Annotated in this window: 11 protein-coding genes and 1 pseudogene; 3 read left to right on the top strand and 9 right to left on the bottom strand. The window is 71.6% G+C overall.

Annotated elements, in window-relative coordinates; genetic code table 11:
- Window positions 1-60: 60 nt before the first annotated feature.
- The 9 genes from ABTY59_RS23460 to ABTY59_RS23420 all read right to left on the bottom strand — a co-directional run bounded on the left by ABTY59_RS23460 (window position 61) and on the right by ABTY59_RS23420 (window position 8,580).
- Window positions 61-501, bottom strand: coding sequence for a pyridoxamine 5'-phosphate oxidase family protein (locus ABTY59_RS23460; protein WP_352020960.1), 441 nt, complete (start codon window positions 499-501; stop codon window positions 61-63).
- 155 nt (window positions 502-656) lie between these two features.
- Window positions 657-1,658, bottom strand: a complete 1,002-nt coding sequence (locus tag ABTY59_RS23455; RefSeq protein ID WP_352020959.1) for a DUF389 domain-containing protein — start codon at window positions 1,656-1,658, stop codon at window positions 657-659.
- 152 nt (window positions 1,659-1,810) lie between these two features.
- Complete coding sequence (locus ABTY59_RS23450; protein WP_352020958.1) at window positions 1,811-2,416, bottom strand: dihydrofolate reductase family protein; 606 nt, start codon at window positions 2,414-2,416, stop codon at window positions 1,811-1,813.
- A gap of 137 nt (window positions 2,417-2,553) precedes the next feature.
- Window positions 2,554-3,453, bottom strand: coding sequence for a formylglycine-generating enzyme family protein (locus ABTY59_RS23445; protein ID WP_352020957.1), 900 nt, complete (start codon window positions 3,451-3,453; stop codon window positions 2,554-2,556).
- An 80-nt stretch (window positions 3,454-3,533) separates the two neighbouring features.
- Window positions 3,534-4,937 (bottom strand): sulfatase family protein, encoded by a 1,404-nt coding sequence (locus tag ABTY59_RS23440; protein WP_352020956.1) that lies wholly within the window; start codon window positions 4,935-4,937, stop codon window positions 3,534-3,536.
- Between the two features lie 622 nt (window positions 4,938-5,559).
- Window positions 5,560-6,057: a hypothetical protein gene (locus ABTY59_RS23435; protein WP_352020955.1), complete on the bottom strand. Its 498-nt coding sequence runs from the start codon at window positions 6,055-6,057 to the stop codon at window positions 5,560-5,562.
- A gap of 315 nt (window positions 6,058-6,372) precedes the next feature.
- Window positions 6,373-6,540 carry a hypothetical protein gene (locus ABTY59_RS23430; protein WP_352020954.1) on the bottom strand — a complete coding sequence of 56 codons (168 nt, stop codon included), beginning with the start codon at window positions 6,538-6,540 and terminating at the stop codon, window positions 6,373-6,375.
- Between the two features lie 184 nt (window positions 6,541-6,724).
- Window positions 6,725-7,360, bottom strand: a complete 636-nt coding sequence (locus tag ABTY59_RS23425) for a LuxR C-terminal-related transcriptional regulator (RefSeq protein ID WP_352020953.1) — start codon at window positions 7,358-7,360, stop codon at window positions 6,725-6,727.
- Window positions 7,348-8,580, bottom strand: a complete 1,233-nt coding sequence (locus ABTY59_RS23420; protein WP_352020952.1) for a sensor histidine kinase — start codon at window positions 8,578-8,580, stop codon at window positions 7,348-7,350. The genes ABTY59_RS23425 and ABTY59_RS23420 overlap by 13 nt, the downstream gene beginning before the upstream one ends.
- 173 nt (window positions 8,581-8,753) lie before the next feature.
- Between ABTY59_RS23420 and ABTY59_RS23415 the strand changes: the two genes are divergently transcribed.
- The 3 genes and pseudogenes from ABTY59_RS23415 to ABTY59_RS23405 form a co-directional block, all read left to right on the top strand.
- Complete coding sequence (locus ABTY59_RS23415; protein WP_352020951.1) at window positions 8,754-9,488, top strand: ABC transporter ATP-binding protein; 735 nt, start codon at window positions 8,754-8,756, stop codon at window positions 9,486-9,488.
- The gene (locus ABTY59_RS23410) at window positions 9,485-11,926 is read left to right on the top strand and encodes an ABC transporter permease (RefSeq protein WP_352020950.1); all 2,442 of its coding nucleotides are present in this window, start codon (window positions 9,485-9,487) and stop codon (window positions 11,924-11,926) included. The genes ABTY59_RS23415 and ABTY59_RS23410 overlap by 4 nt, the downstream gene beginning before the upstream one ends.
- A gap of 18 nt (window positions 11,927-11,944) precedes the next feature.
- Window positions 11,945-12,039 (top strand): annotated as a pseudogene (locus ABTY59_RS23405) (DNA-binding response regulator); the annotation flags it as partial.

The following is a 12,039-nucleotide window of genomic DNA, read 5'->3' as shown; positions in this document are numbered from 1 at the left end:
CCGATGGGCTTCGTCCGCGGGTGGTGCTGGATCGAGGTGCTCCACCTCGGCGCGGGTTCCTCAGTTCTGGGCGGGGACGTCCAAGGCGGTGCCGTACAGACGCGAGACCCGGACCAGGATCGTCACGCGCCGGTCGGGCAGCGAGTGCTCGCCGGGGGCCCTCCCGTCGGCCGGGTCCACTATCTCCGCCTCTCCCTCCGCCACGGCGAACGACCAGATGTCCGGGCCGCTGACGTGTAGTGAGGTGTGCGGATCGCGGCGCAACTGGCGGACCTTGAGTCGGTCAGCGGTGGAGGAGATCCGCAGGACGCGTTCCTCGGCGTTCCAGTCGTAGAGGACGGTCGACAGGTGCGGGTGGCCGGTCCTCCTGACGCTCGCGAGTACGCCGAACTGCTGCTGGCTCAAAAGCTCGGAGAGCTCCTGGTCGGTGAGGGCTCGGGGGGCCGGGCCGTCGTTCTGGGTGGTGCCGGGCGCGGTCTCGGTGGTGATGGACTGGCTCATGGCGGTCAGCCTTTCGAACGCTCGATGGTGTGGGGGCGGGGACTGAGGCGTCGACAAGGAGACCGTAGCAGATGGTTTCGTTGTAGACGATCTAGTTCGGTCTCACTCGGGTGATGCGCCGCCGGGCTTTCCCGGCCATGACCCCGGACGGCCCGTCAGTCTCCGACGCGTCCGGCCTGGACCTGGCGTCCTTCGTTGGTGACGACCACGACGGGCACTCCGTCGGGGATCTGACCCTGGAGATCGGCGAGAAGCGTCTCGACCGGCGGCAGATCGCTTGGCGTACGGACCTGGATGTAAAGGGTCCGCGACTGCGCACTGACGTTGACGACGGACGCCCCGGGCGATGCTGCCAGCCACCGCGTGGCGCTGTTCGTGGCCCGTGTGGTCCACAGCTGCACGAGAACGGTGGCCGCGGTGTTCGCCGCCAGCAGCAGGCCCACCGCTCCGAACAGCAGGCCGAGCGCCAGGTAGGTCCTGCGCGCGCCGCCCGTCTGCTGTCGGCGGTCGGCCGTCGCGTAGCCAAGGCCGCCGAACACCACCATGCCGGCGAACACGAGGGCCAGCAGGTTCGACACGAACAGGACGGACGATCCCAGGGCCAGCCACCACGCGGCCTGCCCGAGGCAGACGCCGGTCACCACCAGCGGCGGTACCAGCGAGATGGCGATCGCCACTCCGGGCAGGACCGCGGCGACGTCCCGGCGGGAGAGCGCCAGGGCCCCTGCGAAACCGGTGGCGAGCGCAGCCACCAGGTCCATCAGGCCGGGCGAGGTACGGCTGGAGATCTGGCTGTTGGACAGCAGGTCGTACGAGGCGGGCAGCACCAGCGAGAACAGGGCTCCGAGCGCCACGACCAGCAGCCCGCCCGCGACGACGAACACGGCCGCCGTCGACCGTCGGCGTTGCACGGCGCCGAGGGCGATTCCCATGATCGGTGTGGACAGCGGGGCGATGATCATCGCGCCGATCACGGTGGCGGTGGAGTCCGTCAGCACTCCGCCGGCCGCGATGACAGTCGACAGGAACAGCATGGACCAGAACGCCGACTGCTTCGCGCGGCTGTCCCCGGCCGACAGGTCCAGATCCTCCTCCAGCTCCTCCAGTGTCCTTCGCTGGTGTTCGGGGAGCGCGCGGTCGCGGAGGCTGCTGAGCACCCGCCGAGTGTCGCGCCTCGTCGACGTCTCGACGCGTGCGCCACCCGCGATGGTCCCCCGAAGGGAGTACAGACCGTCCCGACGACCGCCGACGCCAGGGCGACGGCGAGCGGCATGCCGGTGGCCTCCAGACCGGCGGTGGTGGGACGACGTCAGGCAGGGACGCCGAGCGGCGGGTGTTCGAGCACGCGGGGCTTGTACTCGACCAGCTGGATGCCCCGGTCGAAGGTTCGGTGCTCGATCATTTCGAGGGCGACGTCCGGATAGCCGTCGTAGATGCGTTCCTCGCCGGTGGCCCCGGTGATCACCGGGAACATCCCGACCCGGAAGCGGTCGACGAGTCCGGCACGCAGCAGGGACCGGCACAGGCTGAGGCTGCCGATCGTGGTGAGGAGCCCTGAACCGGTCGACTTCATGGCACGGACCGTCTCGACGGCGTCGTCGCGGACGAGCGTGGAGTTGGCCCACGTCAGCGGCTCGTCGAGGGAGGAGGAGAACACCACCTTGGGAGCCCGCGTGAGCGCGTCGACGGACGCCTCTTCCTCAGGCCTGAAATCTTCCTGACCGCTGGGGACCTCGCCGGCGGCGAAGCCCGACATCAGACGGTAGGTGTTCGCACCCATCAGGTAGGTGGCCTCGGGCTGCTCGCCGAGCCACGCAAGGTACTCCGGGCCCTCGAGGCCCCAGAACCCGGGCCATCCCACTCCCGATGCATAGCCGTCGAGGGAGGTGATGAAGTCGACGAGAAGTTCCGACATGGCGGTGTCCTTTCCTCAGGTGCCACAAGCTTGGACCGATCCTGAGCAGGAAACTCATCGGCCACGCTGTGGGTGACGAGGATTCGCCCCAGGCCACCTGCGTGCGATGCCGACCGTCGCCAGAGGACACCGCGGGCTCAGGTGGCGTCGGCAGCCACGCGGAAGCCGATGTTGCCGGTCGAGCTGTCGGGCGTGTTGGAGCTGCGGGCGGCCACCCGGTAGCGGTTGCAGTAGGAGTCGTGGCACAGGTAGGAGCCGCCGCGCATCGCCCGGGAGGTCTCATCGCCGGGAGTGAAGGCGTCCGCGCACCATTCCCAGACGTTGCCGACCGTGTTGTGGAGGCCGAAGCCGTTGGGGCGGAACGACTTCACGGGGGCCGTGCCCGCGTAGCCGTCGTCGAGGATGTTGAGGCCCGGGAAGTCGCCCTGCCAGATGTTGCACATGTGGCGCCCGCCGGGCGTGAGTTCGTCGCCCCACGGGTAGCGGCGCTGTTCCAGGCCGCCGCGGGCCGCGTACTCCCATTCGGCCTCGGTGGGCAGCCGGGTGCCGGACCATGCGCAGTAGGCCTGGGCGTCGTGCCAGGACACGTGGACGACGGGGTGGTTCTGCCGGTCGGTGACGTGGGAGCCGGGCCCCTCGGGATGCCGCCAGTCGGCTCCCTCCACCGTCCGCCACCAGGGGACGGCCGCCACGGAAGGGGACACGGCGGCCACCTCCTCTCGGAGGAAGGCTCCGAAGACGAAGGAGAACCCGAAGCGCTCCGCGTCGGTGACGTACCCGGTGGTCTTGGCGAAGGTGGCGAACTGGACGTTCGTCACGGTCGTCGCCGCGATCCGGAAGGGTGCGAGGACGACGTCGCGGACCGGCCCCTCGGCATCCGCGGGGAAGCCCTCCGGATCGTCGGTGCCCATGAGGAAGTGCCCGCCGGGCAGGGCGAGCAACTGCCGGGCCACTCGGGAGGGTGGCGGCGAAGGGAGGGGCGGGGCGAGGACCGGCACCCGGGCGTGGGCGTGACCGGGCGTGCAGCATTCGGGCATGAGGGCTCCGTGGGAACGAGGGGCGGCCGGCGCCCGTGCCGCGCAGTACGGGCGCCGGCCGACGGCGGTCGTGACGCGGCTCAGGCCACGCGGTCGGCGGCGAGCTGCGCGGCCAGGGCGGGGACGCCGAGGGCCTGTTCCTGGGCCGGCGTGGCCTGGTACAGCTTGTTGACGAGCTGGTGGGGGTCGTTCGCCAGGTCGTAGTACTCGCGGAACGTCACCTGGCCGGTGCCTGTCACCGTGCCGTTCGCGTCGGTCGTCAGGTCGTAGTACTCCGTGTACTGCTTGTCCTTGGCGACGTACGACGACCAGGTGGGCGCGCCGCCGGCACCGGTGCCCTGCTTCCACCACTCCACCAGGAGGTGGTCGCGGCTGTACCCGCTGAGCAGGGACCTGCCGTCCTGCGGGGCGCTCGGGGTGATGCCCGCCGCATCGAGGAGGGTCGGTGCGATGTCGATGTTCGCCACGATGCGGTCGTCCACGGTGCCCGCGCCCAGCCCGCCGGCGGGCCAGGAGAGGTAGAACGGCACCTCGTGCGCGGGCCGGTAGGGCACCGACTTGGCGGTCCAGCCGTGGTCCGCCCAGCTGAAGCCGTTGTCCCCGATGTAGACGACGAGGGTGTTGTCGAGCTGGCCGAGCGCCTGGAGCTTGTCCTTGAAGGCCTGCACCGCGTCGTCGACGGAGAGCAGGGTGCGCAGCTGCTCGGCGCGGATGGCCCGGCCGTCGGCGAGGGTGCCGGTGGCGTTCTTGATGTAGCCCGGCTTGTCGCTGCGGTCGCTCTCGGGGACGGAGGGGCGGCCGTTCCAGTCCGGGACCACGGTGTCGGCGTACTTCGCCTCGGGGGTGCGCGGGCCGTGGGAGGCGTAGGGCGTGACGTAGGCGAACCAGGGCCTGGTGTCGGTGGCGGCCTTGTCGAGGAACTTCAGCGTGCGGTTCTTGATGACGGTGGTGGTGTAGCCGTTGATCGTCTGGACGGTGCCGTCGACGTTCCACCGGGCGTCGACGTATCCGGGCTGGAGGAGGGCGAACTCCTCGAAGTGCGGCGGGTTGTCCTCCAGGGCCCAGGAGTTGAGGTACTTGCCGAACAGCCCGGTGCGGTAGCCCGCCTGGTGGAGGTACTTCTGCACCGTGGTGCTCTGGTCCAGGGCGTGCGAGGCCTTGTTGTTGCGCACGCCGTGGTGGTGGGCGTGACGTCCGGAGAAGACGCTGGAGCGAGAGGGCGCGCACAGCGGGGTGGTGACGTGTCCGTGGGTGAAGCGAACGCCTTGGTCGGCGAGCCAGGCGACGGTCTTGGGCAGGGCCCACTCGGTCTGCTTGGGCTGGTCGTCGGTGACGATCAGCAGGATGTTCGGCCGGGCGGCGGCAGCGGCGGGGGCGGCGCCGCCGATCTGGGCCAGGCCGGGTACGGCGGTCGCGGCCGCCACGGCGGCGGCGCCGCCGAGGAAGCCTCTGCGGCTCACCGGCGGACGTCGGTTCTCGCTCATGATGTCCATTCCTCCTGGATGCCTTTGCGCAAGGGGGCACGGCGAACAGACGGACGACGCGACGATCCGCCGGCCCGCGGTGCGGAGAGAAGGGGAAACGACGGGAGTCAGGCAAGACGCCAGAGGGGATCCCGTGGGGGAGAGAGGGCGCGGTCAGCGCGCCGAGAGGACCGGACACAGGGCGCTCGCCACACGTCCCTGGTCGACGTGGCGGCGCGAGGTGAAGAAGCCTGCTGCCATGGCGACGACAGTAGGGGAGCGGTAACTCCGTTTCCATGTACGGCAGATGAAATGGGCGACGGCCAAGGCTCCCGCTCCGCCTCCGCCCCGGCAGGCGGACGCCGGCGACCGTCCGCTCCCCAAGCGCCTCGGCTGGAAGAGCGCCGGAAACCGTGTACTGCAGGGGGACTACAGGGGCGACGGAGCACCGCACCCGCCCCCTTGGAACTCGTCCCGGCCAAGAGGCCCGACGAGGTCCTCGACGAGTGGCTGCCTCGACCCTTCGGCACCGTGCGGTCCTAGGGGGTGTTTCGGAAGTCCCGCGCTACGAGGGCCTTCGTCCGGCACGCCGAGGGCACGCACCGGACACCGCGGGCACCGCACAGGACTTTCGAAACACCCCCTAGTCGGGGATCCCGGGCATGCCCCACCAGGCGCCTCTCTCCCGGACGTGGGCTGTGGGGCAGGCACTGCGCCATGTGGTGAGGGACGGGGGACGGCCCGGGCGTCCGCGGAGGACGCGCTTGCCGCGCAGGCGCAGGCGCAGTTTCGCTGAGTGGACGACGTTGTCGTGGATGATGAGCACCCGGGTGACGTGGTGGGGGTCGTGTTCGGTGGTCCGTCCATCGGCCTGCCGCAGCCGGAGCGTGACACGGCTGTCGGCGTCTCCGGTGACGATCTGCACTTCGACCAGGCGCCGCCGGTCCCACACCCGGTACGAGATCTCCGCGAGCACGTAGGCAGCGGCCGCGCAGGCCGCCCATGTGCTGTCGGAGTACGCCCACAGCACCAGGACGAACAGGCCGGCACAGCCGGCCGTGACCGCCAAGCGCCGTAGCCGTGCGCGGGTTCGCGTTCCCTTGTCCGCCGCGTCCCAGAGGAGATCCTCGCCGATGGCCATTCCGCCATCATGGGCTGGGACCGGTGGCGTGAGAAGCCTCGCGGACCAAGGCGGGCGCCGGTAGGGGGTCGCCCGGGGACTTCGTCCCGGCGGCGGAGCAGCGCCTCGGCACCGCCGTTCGGTCGGCACTCGCCGAGGTGTTCTCCGCCGCGCGGCCGCACAGGTGCGGGGTTCACACATCCCGCAACGTCACCAAGGCCGCCTCGGGGCGGCCGTCGGCGGTCCGCATGCCCACGGCACGCGGGGCGAAGAAAACAGAAGAGGCTGTCCGGATCGTGCCGGACAGCCTCGTCATTCGTCACCCGTTAGCGCAGGTCACTCCTTGCTGCTCGTCAGCCACAGGCCGAGTATCGAGCCGACGAAGACGACGCCCGAGCCCACCGAGGCCATGACCCGGGTGGAGCCGGTGTAGTCGGCGAAGGTGCTGACGTAGACCGCGGCGGCGGTGGAGAGGGCGAGCAGCAGCCAGAGTGCGGGCCTCATGGGGGGTTCCTCCTGGGTGTGTCCCCGACGTCCCTCTGCGGGGCGGCGAGAGCGGGTCGCTTACGTCATCCACTCTCGCCGCCGGCCCCATACCGGCACATCGGGTCCTGCTCCCGAACCGCGGGTGTAGCCAGCTACACCCGCGGGGTGGGGGCGGCGACCGCCGTCACGGCCCGTGAGGGGGTCATGCCTTCAGGTAGGCGAGGACGGCCAGGACCCGGCGGTGGCCGCTGTCGCTCGGGGGCAGGTTCAGCTTGGCGAGGATGTTGCCGATGTGCTTGCTGACCGACCGCTCGGTGATGAACAGGGTGGTCGCGATCGTCGGGTTGTCGAGGCCCTGGGCCATGAGGCTGAGGACCTCGCGTTCGCGCGGGGACAGCGCGTTCAGGGGGTCGCGACGGGTCATGAGCTGGGAGACCACGTCGGGGTCGAGCGCGGTGCCCCCGGCGGCGACCCGCTCCAGGGCCTGCTGGAACTCCTCGATGTGGGAGACCCGGTCCTTGAGCAGGTAGCCGACGCCGGAGGCGCCCTGGCCCAGCAGTTCGGCGGCGTAGCTCTCCTCGACGTACTGGGACAGGACCAGGATGGGCAGGCCCGGCATCAGCCTGCGGGCCTCGATGGCCGCTCGGAGGCCCTCGTCGCGGAATCCGGGGGGCAGCCGTACGTCGAGCACGGCCGCGTCGGGCCGGTGTTCGAGCAGTGTGGGCACCACCTCGGGCCCGCTCCCCACGACGGCGACGATCTCGTGGCCGACGTCCTCCAGCAACAGAATCAGGCCCTCGCGGAGAAGGACGTTGTCCTCCGCGATCACGATCCGCACGGCAGTACCACCTCAATCGTCGTTCCGAGACCGACAGGGCTGTCGATCCTCGTCGTACCGTCCAGGGCGGCGACGCGCTGGCACACCCCTGCGAGTCCGCTTCCCGTGCCGGACCCCTGCACCGCGCCGCCGCGCCCGTCGTCCTGGACGAGGACGCGCAGCCCCGTCCGCTCGTACCGGAGGGAGACCCGCGCCTCCCGCGCTTCGCTGTGCCGGGCGATGTTGGTGAGGGCCTCGGCGACGACGAAGTAGGCAGCGGCCTCGACGGCGGCCGGCGGCCGGCGGGCGGGGTCGGGCAGGTCGAGGGCGACCGGGATCGTACGTCCCGCGGCGAGGGACCGGATGGCGCCGTTCAGCCCGCGGTCGGAGAGGATCGGCGGGTGGATGCCGCGGATCACCGTACGCAGCTGCACGAGTGCCTCGTCCACGGTCGTCCTCGCGTCGAGTACGAGTTTCCTGGCGCTCGCGGGGTCCTTGTCGAACTTGCGGTCGGCGAGGCCGAGCCGCATGGCGACCGCGACGAGCTGCGCCTGGGTGCCGTCGTGCAAGTCCCTTTCGATCCTGCGGAGTTCCGCTTCGTGTGCCTGGAGCGCCCCGGCCCGTGAGGCGGTCAGCTCCTCGATCCGGCGTCCGGCTCCGGTCCAGTTCCCCAACAGCATTTCCGCGATGCGGGTCTCCAGCCGCGCCGCGGCCGGGGCCAGCCAGAGGAAGAGGAGAGTGAAGATCCAGACGCAGACCGCCGACAGGACGATCGCCTGCAGCCAGGTCGTCAGGGGGGCGGCGAGGAGGGTGAGGGTGCCGCTGGGGACGGTCCACCACCAGATCGGGATCGAGAGGGTCAGCAGGAGGCTGAACAGGACGCCGAGGACGAGGACGGGCAGGATCAGGCCGACCATGCCGTGGACCAGCATCCACGCCACGTCCTTGCCGGTCCCGGGGGATCGCAGCAGCTGCAGGGTCTGCCGGCGGGCGCTGCCCTGGAGTGCGGGGTACGCGCGTCGCACCGGACGGCCGACGCGGTGTTCCGCGCGTCGGCGCTCGACGTCGGCGAGGGCCCGCAGGGGGCGGATCGCCCACGGCAGCACCGGCGCGACGATCAGTGTGAGGCAGACGAGCGGCAACAGCACGTAGCCGGCCAGGGACGGCAGCGCGGTCGTGAGGCCGCCGAGGAGATACCACGTGGAACGCAGGCTGTGGCGTGCGCGTGCCTTCAGGTCCATGGATCACGACGGTACGTCACGGTTGATTCCTTGTCATACCTACCCCGCTCCACCGTGATGGTGGAGCGGGCTACACCTGCGGAGCGGGGGCGTGACCGCTGCCGGCCTGCCCGCTCCCGAGCCTAGTTTCGAAGCCTGATCTTGACCGACCGAGGGCATCGAAGGGCCACATCATGCGACGGAAGACGACGAGCGGGGAGACACCGTACGCCGTGTCCCTGGACCAGGTTTCCAAGTCGTACGGCGAGGTGACCGCGCTGGAGCAGGTGAGCTGGGGGTTCCGTACCGGCAGCTTCACCGCGATCATGGGCCCGTCCGGCTCGGGCAAGAGCACGTTCCTGCACTGCGCGTCCGGCCTCGACCGGCCGACGAACGGATCGGTCCGGCTGGGCGGCGTGGACATGGGCGGGCTGCGCGAGGCCGAGCTGACCCGGCTGCGCCGCGAGCGGATCGGTTTCGTCTTCCAGGGCTACAACCTGATGCCGTCGATGAACGTCGAGCGGAACATCACCCTCCCGCTGTCCCTCGGCGGCCGGAAGGCCGACCGGCAGTGGCTGACGGAGATCGTCCACCGGGTCGGGATGGAGGGCCGGCTCGGGCACCTTCCCGCGCGGCTGTCGGGTGGCCAGCAGCAGCGCGTGGCGGTCGCCAGGGCACTGGTGACGCGCCCCGAGATCGTCTTCGCGGACGAGCCGACGGCCGCGCTCGACCCCAGGTCGGCCGGGCACGTCCTGAAGCTGCTGCGGGAGGCGGTCGACGAGATGGGACGGACCGTCGTCCTCGTCACCCATGACCCGGTGGCGGCCGCGTGGGCCGACAGCGTCGTCTTCCTCGGAGGGGGCCGGATCGTCGACGAACTGACCGCTCCGTCCGCGGAAGCCGTCCTGGCCCGCTGGGACTCGCTGTGAGGCGCGGGATCGCCGCAGGCGTGGCGGCGGCGCTGCTCTTCGCCGCCGCGCTGACGGGCGCGTTCGGTGTCCTCCTCGAATCGGCGCTGCGGGCGCACGGGGCGGTCGACCGCTATGCCCCGGCCGTGGCCGTCGTCGCCGCGAGCCAGCGGGTCGAGAAGACCGTGGACTCCGGTGAGTCCGAGCGTACGGAGGTCAGACCGCTGCTGGAACGCGCACGGGTGTCGATCGCCCCGGCCGAACGGCTGGAGGAGGTACGGGGAGTCGTACGGGTCGTCGCGGATGTGTCCGTCCCCGTCGTCGCCGCCGACGGCACCGTACTCACCGGTCACGGATGGGAGTCGACCGCGCTCGGACCGGTCGCACTGCGGTCGGGGCATGCCCCGCGGGCACCGCACGAGGTGGCGATGGCGGCCGGGAGCGGCACGACGGTCGGGGAGACCGTTCGCCTCCAGGCGGGCGGCCGGGCACCGGAGCCGTACCGGGTCAGCGGCCTGGTGTCGGGTGGAGAGGGGGCGGACGGCGCCGGCCGCGCGAGCGTGTGGTTCGACGACCGGACGGCGCGGACGCTCGCCGGCCATCCCGGCCGCGCCGACGCGCTGGTGGTCCTCGGCGACGGGAGCACGTCCCCCGAGGAGCTCTCGGCGGCGGCCCCCGGGCTGCTGGTCGCGACGGGGGCCGCCCGCGGAGACGTCGAGAACCCGGGCGTGGCGGCGGCGCGGCTCGACCTCATCGGGGTGAGCGCGTCCATCGGCGGCATCGCCTTGCTGGTCGTGCTGCTGATCCTGACCGGGCTGCTGGACATCTCCGTACGGGACCGGACCCGCGAACTCGCGGTGATGCGCGCCATCGGTGCCACCCCCCGGCAGGTGCGGCGGCTGATCGTCCGCGGCACCCTGAAGGTCGCCGTGCCCGCCGCGCTCCTCGGCGGCCTGGGATCGCTTGGGCTCGGGGCCGTCCTGTACCGCTTCATGGCCGATCACGGTGTCCTCCCGCGGGAGCTGGCGCTCGTGCTGGGTCCGCTGCCCGTCGCCGGAGCCATGCTGCTCACCGTGCTCACCGCGGTCGGCTCCGCCTGGCTCGCGGCCCGGCGCGTCTCCCGCGTCCGGCCGGTCGAGGCCCTGGGCGAGGCGGCGACGGAGCCGGCGCGGCTGCCGCGCTGGCGGATGGTCACCGGGCTCTTCTTCCTGGCTGTCGGGCTGGGCGCGGCCTCCACGGCGCTCGCCTTCGGCGGGCAGATCGCCAGGGCGGCCATGGGCGGACTGGCGCTCACGCTGATCTGGGCCGCCGCGCTCCTGGGGCCCTGGATCGCGCGGGCCGGCATCCGCGTCCTGAGCCCCCCGCTGCGACTGCTCTTCCCGGTGCCGGGCCGACTCGCCGCGGAGACGGCCTCCGTCGCCGCCGTCCGGCTGGCGTCGGTGATCACACCGATCGCGCTGGCGCTCTCCTTCGGTGCCGGCCAGCTCTTCGTCCAGACCACGGCCGTCAACGCCACCCGCATGCAGTCGGCCGCCGGCCTGCTCGCGGACCACGTGCTCGTCGCGGACGGTCCGGGCGTGCCGAGCGCGGCGTACGAGGAAGTGCGCAGGACGCCCGGGGCGGACGCGGTGACGGCCGTCAAGCGCACCACCGTCGTCAAGTCGGTCGGCGACCAGCTCCAGTCACTGCCCGCGCAGGGCCTCAAGGGCGCTCTGTCGAACCTGGATCCGGGCGTCACCTCGGGTTCGCTGGCCGCACTGCGCGGCGACGACACCGTCGCGGTCAGCTCGAACATCGGCGACAGCGACGACCTCGGCGAGACCATGTCCCTCTGGCTCGGCGACGGCACGGTGATCCACCCCCGGGTCGTCGCCGTCTACGACCGCGGGATGGGCTTCGGCGACGTCCTGCTGCCGCACGACCTGGTCGCCGCGCACGTCACGGACGGCGGTCATGACGACTACCTGCTGGTGAGCGGGGACGCCGACCTCCGGCCGGTGACCGAACGCCTCCCCGGGGTGCACGCCACATCCGCGTCCGAGTACGGCGCGTCGCTGACGGGGCAGGCGCGCAGCCAGGGTCTTCCGGGCCTGATGGCGGTCGCGGCCATCGCCCTGTTCACCCTGATCGGCGTGGTGACCACGCTGGCCGTCGCCACCGCGTCCCGCCGGCGCGAGCTGGCCCTGCTCCGCCTGATCGGAGCGACGCGCCGCCAGGTCCTGTCCATGCTGCGGCTGGAGACACTGCTCGTCCTCGGGACGGGCACGATCGTCGGCACGCTGGTGGCGGCCCTGACCCTGTTGACCTTCGCGCTCGCGGTGACGGGACTGCCCGCGCTGTCGGTCTCCACCGCCGTCTGCGCCGCCATCCTCGGCGTGGTCTGTCTGGCCGGCATGTCGGCGGTCATGCTGCCGGCACGGCGGCTGGTACGCCGTCGCGGCTCGCCCCGGATCGAGTAGGAGGCCGCGCGTCCGGGGGTACCGGTGCTCGTGCTCTCCGCCCGCAGCGGCTCCGAGGACAAGATCCGTGCGCTGGACGCGGGCGCGGACGACTACATGACCAAACCGTTCAG

The organism is Streptomyces sp. NPDC096079 (genome assembly GCF_040303145.1).
GTDB lineage: Bacteria > Actinomycetota > Actinomycetes > Streptomycetales > Streptomycetaceae > Streptomyces.
The sequence above is the reverse complement of the archived record's forward strand: the minus strand, read 5'-3'. Positions and strand labels throughout refer to the sequence as shown.